The following is an 18,450-nucleotide window of genomic DNA, read 5'->3' as shown; positions in this document are numbered from 1 at the left end:
GGCCAGGTCCACCGCGCCTTCGACTCCACGCTCGAGCGCGCGGTGGCGGTGAAGTTCCTGCGCGGCGACGACCCGCGCGAGACCGAGCGGCTCGTCCTCGAGGCGCGGCTGCAGGCGCGAGTGGAGCATGAGAACGTGGTCCGTGTGCACGCGGTCGGCTCGCTGGAGGGCCGCGCGTGCCTCGTGCTCCAGCTCGTCGAGGGCAAGACGCTCGCGGACCTCGCCGCGGGCCTCACGCTCGCCACCCGGGTGGAGCTGGTGCGCCAGGCGGCCCTCGGGCTCGACGCCGCCCATCGCCAGGGGCTCGTGCACCGCGACGTGAAGCCCGACAACGTGCTGGTGGAGGAAGGGCCGGGCGTGCCGCTGGCGAGGCTCGGTGACTTCGGCCTCGCCCGCGGCGAGGAGGGCGGGCTCACCCACTCCGGCTTTCCGGCGGGCACGCTCGAGTACATGGCGCCCGAGCAGCTCGCCAGCGCGGGCCCGGTGGACTTCCGCGCCGACGTCTATGCGCTCGGCGCCACCCTCTACGCGGTGCTCGCCGGGCACCCGCCGTTCCACGGGCTCGCCAAGGCGTCGGGGCGCTCCGAGCCGGCGATCCTGCTCCGCCGCATCCTCGCCGATGAGCCGCCGGCCCTCGGCGCCGCGGTCCCCCGCGAGCTGGCGCTCGTGGCCGCGTGGGCGATGCAGAGGGAACCGGCCGCGCGCTACCCCTCGGCGCTCGCGTTCGCCGAGGACCTCGGCCGCTTCCAGCGCAGCGAGCCGGTGCTGGCGCGGCCGCCGACGCTCGCCTACCGCGCCACGAAGTGGGCGCGGCGCAACCCGGTGGCGGCGCGCGCCGCCGCCGTGGCGGCGGCGGCGGTGGTGCCGGTGGCCGCCAGCGTGTCGTTCTCCGGCAGGGAGGCGCCCAGGTTGGCGGTGCCCAGATAGAACAGCTCCAGGAGCATGCCCACGGACAGGCCGCTGCCCACGTCGCCCAGGAGCGCGCCCATGAACGTGGCGGCGACCAGGGGCCGGGACAGCATGGCCTGCAGGAACGCCTTGCGCTCCACGGCCACCATGCCGCCCCAGAGACACGCGAGCGCCACCTGGGTCCAGCCGACGTTCACCGGCTCACCCGGCCTTCGACCAGCGCTCGGTCAGGTCGGGCAGGTCCACGGACTTCTCCGCGGGCACCGCGCGCGCCTCCACGCGCACGCCCTGCTCGGAGAGCTGCTGGAGGGCCTGCAGCTCGCCCTCCGCCAGGAAGACGGACGGCGACACCTGCCGGCGGCCGGTGCCGAAGTGCACGTTGCCCAGGTTGAGCTGGTCCATCACCAGCCCGTGCTGGAAGGCGAACGGCACCGAAGCGACGTCCCTCAGCAGCACCAGGGTGCGGACGCCGTCCTTGGAGAGGGCGGCGAAGTCCACCTGGGCGAGGGGAAGGATGAGCACCTCGATGGCGCTCTGGACGGCGAGCGCCATGGCGGCGCGAATGAGGGGACTGGAGGCCGCCTCATCATCCGCCACCACGACGCGGGACACCTTGAGGTGGGGAAGCCAGGCCTCGACGACCTGGCCGTGGATGAGGCGGTTGTCGACGCGGACCAGGGTGATCACGGCAGTCTCGAATCGCCGACCCGCGCGGGTCCGTCAAGTTCGCGGCTGCTGCTGGGCCTCGCGAAGCAGGGCGGACGCACAGGTGATGTTGCGCTGGCCGTACGACGCCAGCTGGTTGGCCATGTCCGACAGGTCCATCTGCTCCGAACGGAGCGAGTTGGCCTTCAGCAGCATGGGCAGATTGACGCCGGCCAGGACTTCCAGATTCATCCGCTGACACATCATCAGCGATTCCTTACAGGGCGTACCTCCAAAGAGGTCGGCCATGATGATGACGCCGTCCCCTTCGTCCACGGTCTTCACGGCCAGCTTCATCTTGGCGCGCAGGTCCTCGACAGGGGCCCCCGGCTCGATGTTGCAAGTCGCCACCGCGGGCAGCTTGCCCACGATCTGCTCGGCGGTAGAGACGAGCTCATCCGCGAGACGTCCATGCGATGCGATGACGAGGCCGACCATGATCACCCCTGACCAACCCCCCGGAGATTTTGCGTTCCTACGCCCATCAACGACGTCACGCAACTCCGGCGAAGTTTTCCGCCTGCACCTGGGACCACTACCCCAACCACTTCGACTTGAAGGTAAGGCGACTGCGCTCACCATGCCTGGAATTTCAGGTCCGGGGAAGAGACACGATGTCGTCTGCCGGACGGGGGGACGGGCGCGCTCCCCCCACACCTGAAGAGATGCGCGGCGCCCCGGGACGATGCGTGCCCTCCGGGACGAGGCGACCGTCCCCGCTCGCCGGGTAGGAAGGCGGCCGAGCCCGGTGATACGCCACCCGGGAGCGATGCGGGTCGAAGGGCACTCAGCAGGCTGTAGCAGGGCGGGACCTGTCGCGTCGGGTGCCCTTCAGGGCATGACCAGCCGGGCCCGCTGCTCGGCCGGCCGGATGCGCGCGGTGGCGCCCGCGCCAAAGGTGAGGAAGTCCTCCTCCATGCCGTCGCTGAAGATGACGCCGCCCTGGGGCATCCGCGATTCGAGCACCAGTTCGTCCTTCGCGGTGACGAAGCCGCCGATGATGTCCGCGCTGGAGTGGCGGCTGACGAAGGGCTCGCGCACGACGAAGGCCAGCCGCGCGTCCTCCCACCCGAGCTGCCACGGCTGTCCCGGCACCCCACCCGTCTGCTGCGTGAGGGCGCGCGCCAGGGCGAACACGGAGGACAGCCACCCGCTGGAGCCCGCGCCGGTGGACACCAGCACGCCGCTGGACGACTGCGCCTCTTCCCGGCCGCCGTAGCGCACCTGATAGCGGGCGGAGACGTGCGTGCGCGCGCCGATGAAGAGGTCGTTGAAGGCGAGCAGCCGCTGGCCGTCCCCCAGCCGCGCCTCCGCGAGCTGCACGTGGCGGAAGTTCGCCTTGCCCTCCAGCACGCGCAGCACCGCGCCCCGGGCCTTCGCGGGGAGGAAGGGCAGGAGCACGCCGTCGAAGCGTTCAGGGTCCGGGTTGACGCCCACGAGCGGTTGGGCGCCCACGTACTTGGCCACGTTGGCCACGAGCCCGTCCTGTCCCACCGCCACCACCAGCTCCTTGCCGGTGAAGAGGAAGGTGGGCACGAGCGAGCGGTCCACCTGCTGCACCGGCAGGCCCACGTCCAGCTGCGCGCGAAGGGCGTCCACCGCGCGGCGGTAGGTGTCGTCCTCCGCCTCGAAGCCCGTGAAGTCCTGGCCGGCGCGCTCCACGTAGAACTTCGCCTGCTTCTTCGTGTTGAAGCGCACCACCAGCTCCGACAGCCGCGTCTTGCGGGTGACGAGCACCACCTTCTCGAACATGACGTGCCTCTCCCCGGTTCAGGGCTTCAGCGCTTGGCGTTGGCGTTGGTGTTCGACAGGAGCGAGCGCAGCAGGTCCGGGGACACGTTGAGCTCGCCGATGCGCCCGGCGTTCTCGCCCATCTCGCGGAAGGCCAGGGCGATGTTGAGCGCGGGGTCGCCGCCGTTCACGGACGTGGCCATCAACGTCTTCCAGTCCATGCCCTTCACGGGCGCGAGCGTCTTCTCCAGGGTGTATGCGCGCGCGTCAGCGGCCTGGCGCTCGTTCTCGGCCCAGCGCTCCATAAGGGCCGAGCGCTGTTCTTCCACCGCGATGTCCGCGGACATCTTCGCCTCGCGAATCTGGCGCTGGCGCTCCTCCACCACGAGCTCCGTGGCCAGCTCGCTCTCCTTGATGCGCCGCTCCTGCTCCACGGCCGCGTTGCGGCGGGCGTAGATGGCTTCATCCGCTTCCCGCTGGAGGCCCTCGCGCGCGCCGGCCTCCAGGGCGCGCGCCATCTCCGGCGTGGGCTGGATGGAGAGCACGGAGAAGGCCATCACCTGCACGCCCAGCGCCTTCACGGCTTCGGCCTCCGCGAGCGCGGCCAGCACCTTGGACTCCAGCGCGTCCGAGTGCACCAACACCTCGCGCAGCCCCAGCGACTGCACCACCGCGCGGGCCCGCACCTGCGCGGCCTGCACCAGCCGGTCCGCGAGCTTCTCCGGGTCCTCCGAGCGGTAGCGCCCCGACGGCGTCACCGAGTAGTCCAGGAGTCCCGCCAGCTTGCGCGGCTCCTCGACCCGGTAGGTGAGCTGTCCCTGCAGCGTCACCGGCTGGAAGTCGCGGGTGACTTCATTGAAGGCGAACGGCACGTCCGCGCTCGACAGCGGCACCGACACCAGCGTCGTCGCGGGCTTCCAGTACAGGAAGGACAGGCCCGCTCCCTCGCGGACCACCTCTCCGTCCCGGAACTGCATCACGTACGTGGTCGGCGTCGACTTCATGTATCCGAAGAACATCGGTGCTCCCCCTCATTGCGTCCTGTTCGTGTATTTCTAACACCATCTTGGTGTCGTTCGTACACATTTGCAACACGGAATGTGGAAAGAGGGTTCACGGGTCGGATGCAGGTGGACGTGCGGGCGTGGGCGGCCTTGAATCGGGGGCATGACGCGCAAACTCGGGGAGCAGTTGGTCCTGGACGGGGTGTTGACGCCGGAGCTGTTGTCCCGGGCGCTCGCGCGGCAGCAGGAGACGGGGCAGAAGCTGGGCGAGTGCCTGGTGCGGCTGGGCGTGGACGAGACGCCGGTGTTGCGGCTGCTCGCGCAGGAGTTGAAGACGCGCTTCGTGTCCACGGAGAAGCTGGCGCAGGCGAAGGTGGACGCGGCGCTGGTGGAGCGGGTGCCGGTGCGGCTGGCGGAGGGGTTCGACTTCATGCCGCTGCGCCTGGCACAGGACGTGCTGTACGTGGCCATCTCCGAGCCACAGCGTCAGCGGGCCCTGGAGGAGATCGCGAGGACGGTGGGCGTCGCGCAGGTGTTGCCGTTCGTGGCGCTGCGCAGGTCCATCCGCGCGGCCATCCGCAAGCACTACTACGCGGATCCGCACGCCTTCGAGCACCCGCCGGAGGACCACCTGTGCCCGCACTGTGGCGCGGCGAGCAAGCCGGGGGACTTCCAGTGCGCGCGCTGCGAGCTGCTGCTCGTGCGGAGCGTGGAGGACCTGCCGCCCCGGGACAACGTGTCGCTGGTGCGGGCGCTGCTGACGCAGCCGGAACAGACGGGGGCGCGCGGGACGCCCCGGCCTCCGCAACAGGAGGAGACGCGGGTGGTGTCGTTCCAGGCGAAGGCTCGGACCGGGGGAGCGCCGGTGCGGCCGGTCATCACGGCGGGCCTGGGCCTCGCGAACCAGCCGCTCAGTCCGTTCGAGGCGTACGTGCTGTCGTTCGTGGACGGGCGGACGACGCTCGCGGAGATGGCGCTCATCACGCAGGTCACGGAGGTGGAGCTGCGCGCGCTGTTCGAGTCGCTGTCGGAGCGTGGGGTGACGCAGTTGGTGGGCACGCTGGCTTCCGCGGAGGTGGAGGCCCGGGGTGAGGTCGCGGCGGTTCCAGCGCCGGTGGCTCCGACCGCGCAGGCGGTCCGGGGAGCAGCACGGCCCCCGGCGCCCCTGCCGTCCGTGACGTTGAGCGCGGCGCTGACGGCACCTCCTCCCACGGCTGCGGCAGCGCTCAGGGCCGAGGACCCCCGCGAGGAGGTGCTCCAGCGTGTCGTCCGGCTGGAGCGCGCGGGGAAGATGGCGGAGGCGCTGGACCTGTTGGAGCGCGGCATCGCGCTGCTGCCCCAGCCCGCGCCGCTCTACAACCGCATGGGGATGATCGTCCTGAACCACCAGCGCGATTACACCCGCGCCTCCGCGTTCTTCCAGAAGGCCGCGGACCTGGAGCCGGAGAACAGCGTCTACACGATGAACCTGTACTCCGTGCTGTGCCTCACCGCCGAGGCCACGAACGCGGGACAGAAGAAGCCCCGGAGATGAAGTGCATTCGCATGCTGGCCACAGGACACTTCAACACACAGCCTTGAACCAAGCTCATCACCACTCCCTTTACGGGAGACAGCCTGGCCAGCGCCAATGCACTCAACAAAGTGAAGGAGCACCCGCTAATCGTCATCTGCCCATGCCCGCAGATCCTCCCCTTCGAAGATGCGCGCGAGCGCATTCCTCTGTTCGTAAAGAGCTGCCATCATCTGCACGAAGAAGCGCAAATCGAGCGGCGTGGCCGGAGGAGGCTTACCACTCAGACAATGATTCATCGTAAGCGTCACAGCACGCATGACGAACTGTGAGAGTCCGATATCTCCAGCAAAGGACTGAGCAAGCTCCATTCCGGCCTCATAGTTCACCCAATACCGGGACTCCGCAGCATCTGTCATTGCAACAACCTCATCGCATTATATTCAACCGCAAATCCGTTGGCAGCAGGACTCAGGGCACTGACAGTTCCTCTATAGATTTGGCCTCCAGGGCTTATTACCAGAACCTCGGCGGCAGTACCCATGAAGATATGAGCTCCGTCAGCCCCTAGTGAGCGACTCGCCCCCCAAGAGCCACCACTCAACTTATTGATCTGTTGGGCAAACTTCTCAAAAAGATTTGCTTTCTGCGCTGCTGTGCCCTCAAGCGCCATCACATGGCGGATAGCCTGCTTTGCCATTTCCGCATTCGAACCCTTGACAATCTTGGGAACCACAGCTTCAGCCACCCGATTAAGAGTAAGCGGAACTCTGGCGGTAGCCTGATACGCCTTGCCGCCCCCTACCCCCGGGGCATAGCCCAAAACACCAACGACTCCCGCCATCCCTAGAAGGTATTGGTCATCGACCGCGTCCACGGCAGCGTCCAGTTCATCTGTACCGAAGTTAGCGGGCACCTGTCCCCCAGTCGATTCATCCCGGAAAAACGCTCGACGCGCCTCCGCCGTCATGGCTTCGAGTTCGCCCGCCGTTACACTTCCTGGCCCACGACCCGGTCCTCGTCTTCGACCATCTGGCCCCGTCGCATACCAGGTGTCATTCTGCCAGCCGAAGTAGGGTCCGTAGATGGTGGAGTCATTCGATTGCTCGTCTCCGTCACCGCCTACATTAACGTTCTCCCAGCATCTGCCATCCTCAGGGGTTCCGCTGCACCCCCCATCATTGACGAAACCACTAGGGTCCTTGTAGCGAAGCGGATTGTTCCACGCATAAGCATAGCGGTTGTGGGACTGGCTTCTGAATGGAGCCTGAACGAAAGGGTCCGGCGTGAGGAAGCGACCTACGGATGGGTCATAGACGCGTCCCTTCATGTCGATGAGCCCCAACTCATCGTCGTGTGAATGGCCGGTGAACCCCTCACGCAGGCCCTTCCCTACGCTGGGCAGGTCGACCGTCGCAAGCGCCTGCGGGAATACACGACGCCCAAAGGGGTCGAACTTCATCCGAGCAACCAGCGCGCCCTGCTGGTCGGAGAGCGACTCCACGCTGCCAAGCGGATCGCGGTGAACGTAGGCGATGTCTTGTGTGAACGAGCCTGCCTCCCGCCGGGTCAGCGTCACCCGGGCAACGGGCAGCCCCCCCGCAGTGATGGAAAACAGGTGGCGCGTCCGCCATCTTTCCACCTGCTTCTCGTACGACCCAGCCCCTATCGTGACGGAAGACTCTCCGTTGGAGCGAATCTTGCGCACGCGCGCATCGAAGGCGTCGTACTTGAAGGTCAACTCCTCAGCCCCACGCTGGATGCGATGGGGTAGCCCCGCCACCGTGTACTCCACGAGGGTGCCACCCGGAGCACTTACCCGAAACCCGCGCGCGTCATATCCGTAGGAACCCAGGGGGCCCTGGGTAACGGCGTGCGGGGAGGCGCCGTTCTGGCCATAGGCATACGACTCGCTGGGGGAGCTACCCTCCACAGTCGTGCGGTCCGTAAGGTTGCCGTCCGGCGAGAAGCCGTACTCAAAAATGGCGCGCTGGCAGTTCTGATACACTGTCCAGCGGGTCAGTCGATCCAGGCTGTCATAGTCAAAGTCCTCGGTGGACTCCGCCATGCCGTCATTGCGTTCGGTGAGGTTGCCGTTCGCGTCATAGTTGAAGAGCAGTCGCTGGAGGTTGGACATCCCCAACCCCGTCTCCACCAAGCGCAAAGAGCCCACGTTGTCATAGCGGTAGTGGCTCTCCGTACCGTTTCCTAGAACGGCATGGCTCAGATGCCCGCTGGCCATGCGAGCACCCACCTGCCAATAGACAAGCTGTGATGCAACGTTCCTCACGTCCAGCAGGTCTCCGCGCGGCGTATAGCCATACTGGACCTGGAGGCGTGAGGCCCCTCGGACTTCCGGATAGGCGACAGTCTCCAGCCGACTGTACGCATCGTAGGTGTAGTCGAAGGCGTAGAGGGCACCCTCAACCAGGGTAGTCTCCTGGCTGCGACGGCCAAGCGTGTCATAGACATAGGCGGTGGACACACCGTCCGCACTCGTTGTGCCCGCCAGCGCACCCACGCCGTTGACGGCCGTGTCCCAGGAGTACGTGTTTTCTCCAAGCGGAGTAACAACCTTGGTGGTACGGCCCAGGGCATCGCGGAGGAAGACCTGCTGCTCTTCCTCCGCGTCCTCTACGAGGCGCGTGTCACCAAAGGCGTTGTAGCGAGTCACTGATACGCCGTTAGAAGGGTCGGCCAACCGAGTACGCCGGCCCCGCACGTCGTACTCCATGCTGGCGTGTCGCCCCACGGATTCGGTTCCCATCACCGTGCCAAAAGGGCCGTACTCGAAGCTCGTGTTGAGCACACCACCCGCCGGGTTCGGCTCGCTGACCTTGACGACCCACCCGCGGCCGTCCAGCTCGGTCGTCGTGGCATTGCCCCGCGCATCCGTTTCCGTGAGGGCCAACCCCGCATAGGTCAGTAAATGGAAGCTGTCGTCCGGTTGCGTAAGTCGAGTGAGACGCCCCATCTCGTCGTATTGATAGCGCGTGCGCGCTACGGCTGTTCCGCCCGAAGGAGAAGGACGCTGAACCTCCACCAGATGTCCAGCAGCGTCGTAGAGGAAGTTTTCCTCAACCTGGTTGCCGGCGAAGTCCTGGCGCTGCAGTGTCAACGCACGGCCCAACGAATCCAAGAGAACCGTTTCCTCGCCGCCTCCCGCCCGCACCGTCCGAATACGGCCCGGCAGGTATTCGTACGAAACATCCGCGAGAGTCGGACTGTCCTCGACGCGCAGACGGCCAAAAGCGTCGTACTGCCAGCGTTGGCGCACTCCATTAGCATCCACGGTCGCAGCCAGCACACCCAGTCCAGGGTGATAGGCCATCATCTGACGATGTCCGGCCGGATTGATGATGGCGGAGACAGTGGTTTTCGTGGCCGCGTCGTACTCGTATGAGGTGGTCCGTGTCTCTCCGGACAGGGACCGCAGCGTCACGCTGCTGCGAAGCCCCATCCCGTCCGGCGTGTAGTCGTAGTGACTGGCCAGGTAGACGTCGGAGTCCGTCGAGTCCGGCTCGACCACCTCGTCCGTGAGCAGGCCCGAACCCGGGGCATGGGTGAAACTCCGGCTGCGTGCACGAGACACCCCCAGAGCAGTCGTAGCTGTCTCCGTGACCCGGATCGGCAACCCCACCTGCCATGTCGAGACACGGTTGTCGTAAGTGGTGTCACGCCGCGACACGTAACCATCCGACCACACCCACTTTTCCGCCTTCACATTGCCAAAGTCCGCATCGAAATCCTCCACCGTGCGCGTCACGGACCACAGCGTGGGCAGCCCCAGTTCGTAAGCACGCTCGGTCTTCGATGCCGTGTAGAGAGCGAAGTAGTGACTTCCATCCGCCGCGGTGCGTTCGACGTAGGCAGGCGTGACGACGGTTTCACGGAGCCAGGTGCTGCCATCCAACAGCGTGGTGCGAACCGTGCGACTGAGAAGCTGCCGTGCCAGCGGATACCGCGTTCCCACGAGCGGAGCGAGGGCATACGTCTCACGCGAGATGGACCCGGACGCATGGTCTGTCACAGTGCGCTTGCGAATGCCGAGCAGCCCCTTTCCCATGGCATCCATGCGGGCATCCTCGTACTGGAAGGAAACGCGGCGCATCGGATGGCCCGGCCCCGCATCGGTTCGCATCTCGGAAGCCAGCCACATGCCCTGACGCACGCAGGGCTGTGGGTAGTGGCAACTCTGCCCTTGCGTGTACATGGCCGTGTTCGTGAGAGGCGCGTAGTCGAACTCCACACGTGAGCCCATGGCATCCGTCGCTGACCGCAACAGGAAGGGTTTTACTCCCTGTCGGATCCAGATATTGAGTGCAGAGGCGGAGCTATCCGGCTGCACGAAGTCCATCTGCCCATCGCCATTCACATCAAGCGCCAGCGATCGATACATCCCTCGATCCGCGGACACCGCGCCAATGGGAATGAAGAGCGTAGTATCAACAAAGCTGGACCCGCGCGACAGAAGCACCCGGGCCCGGGACCGCGCGAAGGCGCCAGGAACGGTCGCGGCTCCCTGGTCTAAAAGCACGATGTCCTGAAGTCCATCACCATTGATGTCAGCGACGCGCACACCATTATCAATGGAATGGCGTGTGTTGCCCCAACCTTCGGGCGGAGGATTGAGGTATTCGAGTGCCGGCCCCACCTTGGCCTCAGCCGGGAAACTCTGCGTGGGTTGCGGCACGAAGCCCAGTCCCGTGTTGAGAGAGAGGGTCGCGTCGCCGCCAGCCTGAGGATAGGACACGAGGTCCGTCAGACCATCGTGGTTGACGTCAACGAACAAGTGCCTCTGTCCGCTCGTCTCCTCGCGGGGGATTGAGGTCTCCGTCCAAAGGGAGTTCCCATCCGCCTTCATGCCCAGAAACCAGTACTTGCTGCCACTCATGTATGGAACTGCGTCATCATCCGGTTCGCTCTCCCACCTGGGAACGAGCAGGCCCGTGCGCCCCGAGCCGTCCAGGTCGAGCGGGAATGCTTTTGTCAACGCGGGAAAACTGGGAGGTGCGAGGCCCATGGAAAGAGGGACACCGCTGTTGATGGGTCCCAGCCGGTACCCAAGTCCAACCAGGCGCTGGCCACCCATCGGGCCGCCAGTCGGGCGTACCAAGTCCAGTCGTCCGTCCCCATTCAAGTCCACGGTCCAGAAGCTGCGCAGCGAAGTCCCAAGCTCGGCTTGCTGCTCCTCCCGACTGAACGTGCCATCACCCCAGTTCTTCAGCAGGTGAAGTACCCGCTGGCCCGTTGGGGCATTGTTCGTGGAGACAATGAAGTCCTGGAGCCCATCTCCGTTCCAGTCCGTGAAGCGGCCATCGGTGGTGGACTCCGCGACAGAAGGGGGCACTGGAAGAGATGCCAAAGACTGTTCGGCGTCGAAACCCGTGCCATTGCTGTAGCGCACGAACCATTGCACGGCCGATGTTCCCACACGCTTGCGGTAGACGAGGTCATCCCGTCCATCGGCGTTGACGTCGGCACCGAGGAAAGCCTGAAGGTTGTCATATGCGCCCGGATTTGGAGTATCCGTCGTCAGCGCGTAGTTCCATATGTTCCCCCAGCCGTTGGGATCAAGGCTTGGGGCATAGGTGAAATGGAAGGGGTTTCGGCAAATATTGCTTCCGTCGCACTCCGTCACTTCGCCCAGCGTGCTGCTTCCCGCAGCGCTACCGTTCGGTTCGTTCGGCAGTCCATCGTAGCGGTAGGCAAGCGTGTACGAACGCAACAAGGAGCGCGTCTGGCCCATCCCGGTAGGCCCCCATGCCTCCATTCGCTTCAGCCGACGCCGAAGCTGCAGGGAGAATCCGCCTGCGAAGCTGGTCACCACGTCCGTACGCGGCTCGTACAGGAAGGAGACGCTCGCGAGCGCAGGAGGCGCTCCCGCCACGGAGGAACCTGTGTATCGAATCTCCACCGGCAGCTGCTCCTCTGCGGTAGAGGGGATGTCGTAGGTCACCGTGAGGAAGTTGCCGCTGCGATCCTCGACGCGGGACAGGGCCCAAGCGAAGGTGCGCGTGCCCCCTTCCAACATCGGCTGCTGGTGGGTCGCGGAGCCGCTTCCCCCCAACGTAAGGATCAGGCCATCCTTCGTGTACATCTTGAAGGTGGCGGGTCCATTGGCGCCCACGCCCAGGGATACAACACGGGCATAGACGTCATTCTCGGTGCGATACTCGGTTCCGTCGGCACCGTAGGTGCCAGAGACGACCATCAGCCGTTGGCCGTCCAGACAGAAGCGATCGCTCGTGTCGAAGTGGAGCCGGTCGGAGGCACCATCGTGGGCCATTGTCTTGCGGCAGCGCGTGATGCGTGAAAGGCCGGAGAGGTTCCAACCCATTCCAAGCAGTCCATTGCCGCTGTCGCTGCTGTAGTTCAGCGCCAGCCGTGGTTCGATGCCCAGCCGCCCTGAGGGCGTCCACAACGGTAACGTGTAACGGGCGCTGCCCACCGACGTGACCCATGCTGAAGGCGTCGTGGAGCCCGCGGCCTTGAGGGAACTCGTCTGGGTCTGGAGGACGGTGTCGGACTCGACGACAGGGGGCGAGAAATCACCGATGTGCTGGCGCCGGGTGGCCATGGGGTGACTTGTGTCGTTGATGGGAACGAAAGGGCTACAACTGGCCACCAGTTGCGTGGCATAGATCCAGATCACCGCGTAAGCAGAGACTCGTTTCATAGTGATTCCTGAGATGCTCTACGATGTTTTAATGAGAATGACGCACGGGCGACCGGCGGAGTCGCGCGGTCCATGAAGAGAGTCAGAAGAGCAGATGGCGCTCACAGCATCAGGCACGACCCACAGCTGTAATTGCCACCACAGCCATCTGGAGCGACGCCACAAGTGGTGTTGGCGCAGGCCTCCGCCTGCGGAATTGGCGTACATTCGCAGGACATGTTGTCAAACCGGCAGACATCACCTTCGTCCACATCGAGATCGCAGTCGTTGTCTCGACCATCGCAGCGCTCAGGTTCCGGAATAAGCGGGATGCATGCCTGGGGATGGCCATCACGACATGCCGGGACGGATGCCGCACATTGGCCCTGCCCGCAGCTCAACGTTCCCAGCCCTTCATCAGTCACGCTATCGCAGTCGTTGTCCCGCCCGTCACAGACTTCTGGAGAGGACGGCAGGGGAACGCAGGTCTGCCAGGCACCACCCTGACAGGCGTATTTTGAAGTATAACAATCTCCAACACCGCAAGAGGTCCGACCAAACTCGTCCTCGTCGCGCACGCCATCACAGTCACTGTCTAAGCCATCACACGTTTCCAGACTGGGAAAGATGATCTGCTGGCAGACATATGCTCCGCTGGTGCAAGCCAACCGACCGGTGGAGCACGCCCCCGGCTTGTTCGTGGAGCAGCCTTGGGGGGCGATATTGTCAACGATGCCGTCAAGGTCATCATCACACGAATTGCACATTTCGGGCGTGGGCGATTGGGAACTCCGGCAGACGCCAAAACTGCCATTCCCCAGGCACATCTGGGTTCCTGCGCCTGTCGCTCCACAACTGCACGCGCGCTTGCTGGTACTCGTGACTTCACAGGGGCCATAGACACCTTGCTCATCGGCATACCGCATTCCCGAACAACCATTGTTCAACCCTGACGTGAAGGTGCACGCCATGGGTGGGGGAGGCGTCGAACATGGGGGACGCGGGCAGCAGGTCTCGCAAGTGGCAGAGGGGTCCACCTGATTCAATGGAGTGTCGTCGGCATCGCTGGCAGCAGCCCCAAGCGCCAGGAAAATCAATAGCAGCCTCGCAGATGTGCCTGCTGCGACGGCCCGGAACAGCCCCCTCGGAATCAATGTATGCATAGAGTTCAGAACGGCCTTCGCAAGCCTGGACAATTCATTTCCCGAGCGCATGGACATGGCGCGGGTAGCCCCCCTTCACTTCCTAAAAGGCCACCCATGACTCCGGAGGCCACTGCAACTTCGTGTCCAGAACGGATGTGGCAGCCGCTCCTGGCTGACGGCCTTGCGACCAGTCTCCGGAGCGGGACCCGAGTCCGCCACGCAGGACGCATTAGTTGGCAGGAGGCCCGTTCCAGCGAGGTGCATGGAGCGAGCTCAGCCTCTTGACGAACTGGGGCAGGCCTCACAGGTGATCAGATGGGAACTCCGCGTGCTTAGTCCTACAGCTGTGGTTCGGAAGAGGCCGCAGTCGCCCTCCTGTTGAAGGAGCAGGAGGGGGAGGAGCAAGACTTCCCATGCAGCAACCCTCGGCCGTTGAAGCGCAGGCACCGGAAGTTCGGCTGGTGGGTCGACTCGCGATGGAGCTGGAGGAAGTGGGGGCCTGGTTGCAGCTTCACTTCCGCAGGCGCGAGGCGCACGCGGCCGCCGTCGAGTACGTGAAGGCGTTGCTGGAGCGAAGCATCGCGCTGCTGCCTCAGCCCGCGCCGCTCTACAACCGCATGGGGATGATCGTCCTGAACCACCAGCGCGATTACACCCGCGCCTCCGCGTTCTTCCAGAAGGCCGCGGACCTGGAGCCGGAGAACAGCGTCTACACGATGAACCTGTACTCCGTGCTGTGCCTCACCGCCGAGGCCACGAACGCGGGACAGAAGAAGAAGTCCAAGCGCTGCCCCCTTCGCTCCGGCAGGCTCCTCGCCCATGTCCTCCCGCTCCAGCGCTGAGTCATACCTGCTCGACTTCCATGGTCGCCTCGCGGGGGTGACCTCGCGTTGGTTCGCGGACGCGCCCATGCAACGGGGTGAAGAGACTTTTCCCTCCACCTACGCGCTGCTGGTGGAGACCGTGCCTCGGGATGCGCGGTCGCGGGTCGTGCTCGATCTGGCTTGTGGCGATGGGTATCTGCTGGAGCTGCTTGCGAAGCGGCAGCAGTCGGGACTGTCCTTGCTGGGGCTCGACATGAGTGAGCACGAGCTCGCGGCGGCCCAGGCCCGACTGCGGGGCGCGGCCATCCTGCATCACGCGCGGGCGCAGTCACTCCCCTTCGAGGACGCCAGTGTTGACGTCGTGCTGAGCCACCTGGCGCTCATGCTGATGGATGACGTGGAGACCGTCCTCGCTGAGATCCGGCGCGTGTTGAAGCCAGGAGGAACGGTGTCCGTGGTCGTCGGTGGAGACCTTGTGCGGGGCGAGGCGTTCGAGCTGTTCCTGGGACTCCTGAAGCCCCTGCTGGCTGCGGAGGCCCAGCCGCCGATGAAGCTGGGCGACCCGCGTGTCCGTTCGGAAGAGGGACTGAAGGAACTCTTCCGCGCTGGGTTCACGGACGTCGCGGTGCACCCCCTTGTGGTCCAGAGCGATGGGGAGCCTCGCTGGGTCTGGGATTCCGTCCGCACGACGTATGACGCGGACCGCCTGTCTGCGTCGTCACAGGCGTCGCTCGAAGCCGCGTTCCTCCAGGCCGTGGAGCCGCTGCGACGTGCGGATGGCACCGTGCCCTGCCGGTGGGGCATGCGGCAGTTGACGGCGACGCTGCTGCTTCCAACCGGCCAGGATGATCGAGGATGACCTGCTGAGCGCCCTCGGCCCGACGTTGAGCACATGGGTGTCAGGCACCTGCATGTTCATGCCGACAGTTGTCGGAGTTGCTGGAGCAACTCCTGAAGCACACGCCCCTTCCAGCCTCCCGCAGCTTCGAGTTGCTCCAGGAGGCGCTCAAGGTCCCCGACTTCACGCCATCCTCGGACATGCTAACGGTGCAGGTGCGTGTAGTTGAAGCGATGAGCGGGAGAGGCCACGTCAGCCGTGAGCCGGGGCACCATCAGGTAATCGTCCGGATCCAGCACCTCGCTTCCGCACACGGCGCACTTCCGCCGTCCAGGTCCCGTCTTGCGGTCGAGTTCCTCGATGGTGGCCTCCACCTGCTCTCGCAGCGGATGCGCTTCGAAGCACATGCGGTGCATCGAGGCGTCATTGAACGGGAGGAGCACATCCGCTTCGTTCCAGACGAAAGCAGGAAGCCCCACCGCGGGAGCATCCGCCTCAATGACCTGGCCACAGATGGAGCAGAGCGTGGAGCCCTGGATCAAGAGACTCATGACGACCTCGTCCGTCAGAATGCAATCTGATCCGATATCGCCCGGAGCATCGCAGCCACCCTGTCGAGGTCCACCGCGGAAGCCCGTTCGGGCGCGTCCAGCATCTTCTCCAGTTCCGCTGCATCGTCGTGCAATGAGCCGACCACCAGCTCGGGCTGCCCGGTCGTGTCCACCCACTCGGGGCTGGGCACGTTCCAGTAGTAATCCCGCGTCTCCAGATCGACTTGGACCACCCCCCGTGAACGCGCGTGTTCGAAGAGCAGCGCGAGGGTTCTTTCCAATTGCTCAAGGGTCACTGGGCACCGAATCGGAAGGACGGCGCCGACAGATGAACCCGTCCTGAGTTGGAATACAGGCCGTTGCTCCGAGTTGTTCGAAGACGTCCCGCAGGGCTGCAGTCAGCTTGACCCCGAAGACCTCGATCTCGGACCACGGGGGGTCGTGTGCGGACTCATTGTGGTGCTCGTCCACATCCCAGGCGATCCGGGCACACGTCTCTTCACGAGACTCTCCCTCCCCAGCGGCGAATGACGTGACGCCCACCGCGAGTGGATCGGCCGCGGCATCCACCAAGGCGCTTTTCCAGACGCTTTGGATCACGGGGGTGTTGGCACCCGATGCAACGACCCAGACGTGGAAGACGCGAGCCAGATCAGCCAACCGGTCTCCAAAGCCCTGATCAACCACGATCCCTACCTTGTGCAGCGGCATTTGCATGGTGCGGCTCCCCAGGTGCCATGCGGCGGCTGGACGGGCGCGCTCCGAGCCTTACGACGTTCCTTCTCGACCTCGGTCATCGATGATCGAAAAGAACAGCTGGAGAATCTCGCCCAGGTTTCGTGGACCGCCGCAACCAATGAACTGGGATTTGGTGACTTCAGTCTGCACCCAGTCTCGTTCAGCACGTTCCACAACCTGACGCGGCAGTTCAAGATCGCTCCAGCGCGTCTCCAGCAGATCAATCGTAACCATCCACCCTGGGTTATCGAGTGTGTCTATCTTGACGCCGAAGGAGTGCTCCCAGTCGCCGTTGCATTCAGCAACGTACCAATCCTGTAGGCGATGAAGCAGATCCAATCCATCTGACGACCGATGCGAGGTCATGGCAGTTCGTCCGGGTTCGCAGGGCGCACGCCCTTCACTCCGGCCTCCTTCACGTGTGGCGTGGGGACCACTTCTTGGCCTGCTTCGTCACCGTGGCGCCGTCCCCACCCCGGCTCCCCCAGGCGGAGCCCACGGCACGACTTGCTGCGCGGTGCCGTCTTCCGTGGGCTTCGTCTCGTGGAGCGTCATCGCGAACGTGCCCGCTGCCGCGTCTCGCGTGTGGTGCACGATGAGCGGCAGCAGGGGCAGGCCCGGCATCGCCTCCGTCAGCCAGGCGTAGCCGTCCTCCGGAGTCTTCGCCTCCAGGACGCAGACCGTGCCGTGGCCCGTGAGCGCTCCGTTGCACAGGATTCGCAGGTCCTCCAGCGTGCGCACCTCGTCCGCGAAGATGAGGTCTGGATCCTGCCGCAGGAACGACCGCACCGCCTGCGCCACCGTCAGCTCCTTGCCCACCCGCACCATTCCAATGGCGCCACCCGTTCCCCCCTTCGGATCCTCCACCGCCGCCAGCGCGTTCACGTTGTCGGGCAGCGCGTCCATCAGGGCTCGCAGGGTCGTGCTGCGGCCCGTTCCGGACACTCCCGTGAGCAGCACCAACTGGCCGTTGAACAGCGCCTTGTCCAACTCGCGGAAGTACTTCTCCAGGAACGCACTCGCGTCCTCGGCGAGCGGCAGGCTCGCGATGCTCGGGAACGCCTTCCGCGTCTCGCGGTTCCTCGCCAACGCCGTGGTCCAAGTCCCCAGGTCGTCGTCCCGGAAGCTCACTCGGAACATAAGGTCCGGATCCGCCGCGCCCGCGGGGAACGACACGTTGCCGCGCAGGGGCAGCTTCGGATCCGCTCCACGCTTCGCATACGCCGACAAGGCCTGCCCCAACGGGCGATACAAGGCGTAGTCCATCGCCTGCCGCACCGGCACCCGCTCCGCGCCCAGCAACCCGACCCGATCCGGCGCGTCCTCCGCGATGAAGAAGAACGTGATGCCCGCGTTGATCCGCGTCCCCGGCTCCGCGTCCTCCGTGACAGCTTCGTCACCGTTCTCGTCGGGGTCCTCCGCCGCCCACACGGAGAACAGCGCCGCGCCCGTGCCCGCCGCGACTCCGAAGAGGGCCGCCGCCAGGGCCTCGGGCGTCTTCGGCGAGGTGGGCACTTCCGACGATGCCCGGCCCGCATCCTCCAGGTGCTTCAGCAGGCTGGCGAACACGGCTTCCGGCGTGGAGGGCAGCACGGGGTTCGGGCTCGGGTTCGTCATGGGACGGGGACGATGGCACGGCCCGCTCCGGCTGCAAGCCTGCCTTGTGGGCGAGCGAGAAAGCCCCACGATGGGGGATCCCCTCCAGCAGGCGCTTGGGTAACATCGCTTGATGTTCAGGCGTCTCACCAACGCGCTGCGACGGCTGTGGCGGAGGCCCACCGAGAGCAGCCCCCCGGACCGGAAGGGACCGGCCAGCGGCACCGAGCCCACCGTC

General features: G+C 65.3%; 16 protein-coding genes and 1 pseudogene. 4 read left to right on the top strand and 13 right to left on the bottom strand.

What is annotated here, in order from left to right:
• A partial coding sequence (locus D7V97_RS22805; RefSeq protein WP_147444933.1) for a serine/threonine-protein kinase occupies nucleotides 1-927 on the top strand: 927 nt, incomplete at its 5' end.
• Here D7V97_RS22805 and D7V97_RS22800 read toward each other — a convergent pair.
• The 5 genes and pseudogenes from D7V97_RS22800 to D7V97_RS22780 all read right to left on the bottom strand — a co-directional run.
• Nucleotides 834-1,106: pseudogene (locus D7V97_RS22800) on the bottom strand (PTS sugar transporter subunit IIC); the annotation flags it as partial. The gene D7V97_RS22805 and the pseudogene D7V97_RS22800 sit on opposite strands and share 94 nt — an antisense overlap.
• 4 nt (nucleotides 1,107-1,110) lie before the next feature.
• Nucleotides 1,111-1,596 carry a PTS sugar transporter subunit IIB gene (locus D7V97_RS22795; protein ID WP_120612769.1) on the bottom strand — a complete coding sequence of 162 codons (486 nt, stop codon included), beginning with the start codon at nucleotides 1,594-1,596 and terminating at the stop codon, nucleotides 1,111-1,113.
• A 33-nt stretch (nucleotides 1,597-1,629) separates the two neighbouring features.
• Nucleotides 1,630-2,052 carry a PTS sugar transporter subunit IIA gene (locus tag D7V97_RS22790; protein WP_120612770.1) on the bottom strand — a complete coding sequence of 141 codons (423 nt, stop codon included), beginning with the start codon at nucleotides 2,050-2,052 and terminating at the stop codon, nucleotides 1,630-1,632.
• Nucleotides 2,053-2,445: 393 nt separating this feature from the next.
• A complete protein-coding gene (locus D7V97_RS22785; protein ID WP_120612768.1) occupies nucleotides 2,446-3,366 on the bottom strand; it encodes an NAD+ kinase in 921 nt (306 codons plus the stop codon).
• A gap of 26 nt (nucleotides 3,367-3,392) precedes the next feature.
• On the bottom strand, nucleotides 3,393-4,364 hold the full coding sequence (locus D7V97_RS22780; protein ID WP_120612767.1) for an SPFH domain-containing protein: 972 nt from the start codon (nucleotides 4,362-4,364) through the stop codon (nucleotides 3,393-3,395).
• Between the two features lie 148 nt (nucleotides 4,365-4,512).
• Between D7V97_RS22780 and D7V97_RS22775 the strand changes: the two genes are divergently transcribed.
• Nucleotides 4,513-5,883 carry a general secretion pathway protein GspE gene (locus D7V97_RS22775; RefSeq protein WP_120612766.1) on the top strand — a complete coding sequence of 457 codons (1,371 nt, stop codon included), beginning with the start codon at nucleotides 4,513-4,515 and terminating at the stop codon, nucleotides 5,881-5,883.
• A gap of 125 nt (nucleotides 5,884-6,008) precedes the next feature.
• Here the strand turns inward: D7V97_RS22775 and D7V97_RS22770 are convergent, their stop codons facing one another.
• The 3 genes from D7V97_RS22770 to D7V97_RS46805 all read right to left on the bottom strand — a co-directional run bounded on the left by D7V97_RS22770 (nucleotide 6,009) and on the right by D7V97_RS46805 (nucleotide 13,287).
• Nucleotides 6,009-6,251 (bottom strand): hypothetical protein, encoded by a 243-nt coding sequence (locus D7V97_RS22770; RefSeq protein WP_147444932.1) that lies wholly within the window; start codon nucleotides 6,249-6,251, stop codon nucleotides 6,009-6,011.
• 26 nt (nucleotides 6,252-6,277) lie between these two features.
• On the bottom strand, nucleotides 6,278-12,541 hold the full coding sequence (locus tag D7V97_RS22765; RefSeq protein WP_120612764.1) for an FG-GAP-like repeat-containing protein: 6,264 nt from the start codon (nucleotides 12,539-12,541) through the stop codon (nucleotides 6,278-6,280).
• A 101-nt stretch (nucleotides 12,542-12,642) separates the two neighbouring features.
• Complete coding sequence (locus tag D7V97_RS46805) at nucleotides 12,643-13,287, bottom strand: MopE-related protein (RefSeq protein ID WP_368668952.1); 645 nt, start codon at nucleotides 13,285-13,287, stop codon at nucleotides 12,643-12,645.
• A gap of 791 nt (nucleotides 13,288-14,078) precedes the next feature.
• On the opposite strand from D7V97_RS46805, the gene D7V97_RS22755 reads away from it, so the two are divergent.
• The gene (locus tag D7V97_RS22755; protein ID WP_120612762.1) at nucleotides 14,079-14,507 is read left to right on the top strand and encodes a hypothetical protein; all 429 of its coding nucleotides are present in this window, start codon (nucleotides 14,079-14,081) and stop codon (nucleotides 14,505-14,507) included.
• Nucleotides 14,485-15,348, top strand: a complete 864-nt coding sequence (locus D7V97_RS22750) for a class I SAM-dependent methyltransferase (protein WP_120612761.1) — start codon at nucleotides 14,485-14,487, stop codon at nucleotides 15,346-15,348. The genes D7V97_RS22755 and D7V97_RS22750 overlap by 23 nt, the downstream gene beginning before the upstream one ends.
• 182 nt (nucleotides 15,349-15,530) lie before the next feature.
• On the opposite strand, the gene D7V97_RS22745 is transcribed toward D7V97_RS22750, so the two are convergent.
• The 5 genes from D7V97_RS22745 to D7V97_RS22730 form a co-directional block, all read right to left on the bottom strand.
• Nucleotides 15,531-15,878 carry a hypothetical protein gene (locus tag D7V97_RS22745; protein WP_147444931.1) on the bottom strand — a complete coding sequence of 116 codons (348 nt, stop codon included), beginning with the start codon at nucleotides 15,876-15,878 and terminating at the stop codon, nucleotides 15,531-15,533.
• Between the two features lie 14 nt (nucleotides 15,879-15,892).
• On the bottom strand, nucleotides 15,893-16,174 hold the full coding sequence (locus D7V97_RS22740; RefSeq protein WP_120612759.1) for a hypothetical protein: 282 nt from the start codon (nucleotides 16,172-16,174) through the stop codon (nucleotides 15,893-15,895).
• The gene (locus D7V97_RS44215) at nucleotides 16,164-16,595 is read right to left on the bottom strand and encodes a hypothetical protein (protein WP_147444930.1); all 432 of its coding nucleotides are present in this window, start codon (nucleotides 16,593-16,595) and stop codon (nucleotides 16,164-16,166) included. The genes D7V97_RS22740 and D7V97_RS44215 overlap by 11 nt, the downstream gene beginning before the upstream one ends.
• 51 nt (nucleotides 16,596-16,646) lie before the next feature.
• The gene (locus D7V97_RS22735) at nucleotides 16,647-16,982 is read right to left on the bottom strand and encodes an immunity 53 family protein (protein ID WP_120612758.1); all 336 of its coding nucleotides are present in this window, start codon (nucleotides 16,980-16,982) and stop codon (nucleotides 16,647-16,649) included.
• Nucleotides 16,983-17,069: 87 nt separating this feature from the next.
• Nucleotides 17,070-18,233: an ATPase, T2SS/T4P/T4SS family gene (locus tag D7V97_RS22730; protein WP_120612757.1), complete on the bottom strand. Its 1,164-nt coding sequence runs from the start codon at nucleotides 18,231-18,233 to the stop codon at nucleotides 17,070-17,072.
• Between the last annotated feature and the right edge of the window lie 217 nt (nucleotides 18,234-18,450).

Origin of the sequence: Corallococcus sp. CA053C, from assembly GCF_003611675.1 — a bacterium.
In the GTDB taxonomy this organism is placed as follows: domain Bacteria; phylum Myxococcota; class Myxococcia; order Myxococcales; family Myxococcaceae; genus Corallococcus.
Note: the sequence above shows the minus strand (reverse complement) of the source record. Positions and strands in the feature narration are given on the sequence as shown.

Excerpts from the sequence above, each read along its gene's own strand:
- D7V97_RS22775 (WP_120612766.1), top strand. The coding sequence starts at position 4,513 with ATGACGCGCAAACTCGGGGAGCAGTTGGTCCTGGACGGGGTGTTGACG.
- D7V97_RS46805 (WP_368668952.1), bottom strand. The coding sequence starts at position 13,287 with ATGTGCAATTCGTGTGATGATGACCTTGACGGCATCGTTGACAATATC.
- D7V97_RS22755 (WP_120612762.1), top strand. The coding sequence starts at position 14,079 with ATGCAGCAACCCTCGGCCGTTGAAGCGCAGGCACCGGAAGTTCGGCTG.
- D7V97_RS22780 (WP_120612767.1), bottom strand. The coding sequence starts at position 4,364 with ATGTTCTTCGGATACATGAAGTCGACGCCGACCACGTACGTGATGCAG.
- D7V97_RS22750 (WP_120612761.1), top strand. The coding sequence starts at position 14,485 with ATGTCCTCCCGCTCCAGCGCTGAGTCATACCTGCTCGACTTCCATGGT.
- D7V97_RS22790 (WP_120612770.1), bottom strand. The coding sequence starts at position 2,052 with ATGGTCGGCCTCGTCATCGCATCGCATGGACGTCTCGCGGATGAGCTC.
- D7V97_RS22785 (WP_120612768.1), bottom strand. The coding sequence starts at position 3,366 with ATGTTCGAGAAGGTGGTGCTCGTCACCCGCAAGACGCGGCTGTCGGAG.
- D7V97_RS44215 (WP_147444930.1), bottom strand. The coding sequence starts at position 16,595 with ATGCAAATGCCGCTGCACAAGGTAGGGATCGTGGTTGATCAGGGCTTT.
- D7V97_RS22765 (WP_120612764.1), bottom strand. The coding sequence starts at position 12,541 with ATGAAACGAGTCTCTGCTTACGCGGTGATCTGGATCTATGCCACGCAA.
- D7V97_RS22735 (WP_120612758.1), bottom strand. The coding sequence starts at position 16,982 with ATGACCTCGCATCGGTCGTCAGATGGATTGGATCTGCTTCATCGCCTA.
- D7V97_RS22745 (WP_147444931.1), bottom strand. The coding sequence starts at position 15,878 with ATGAGTCTCTTGATCCAGGGCTCCACGCTCTGCTCCATCTGTGGCCAG.
- D7V97_RS22730 (WP_120612757.1), bottom strand. The coding sequence starts at position 18,233 with ATGACGAACCCGAGCCCGAACCCCGTGCTGCCCTCCACGCCGGAAGCC.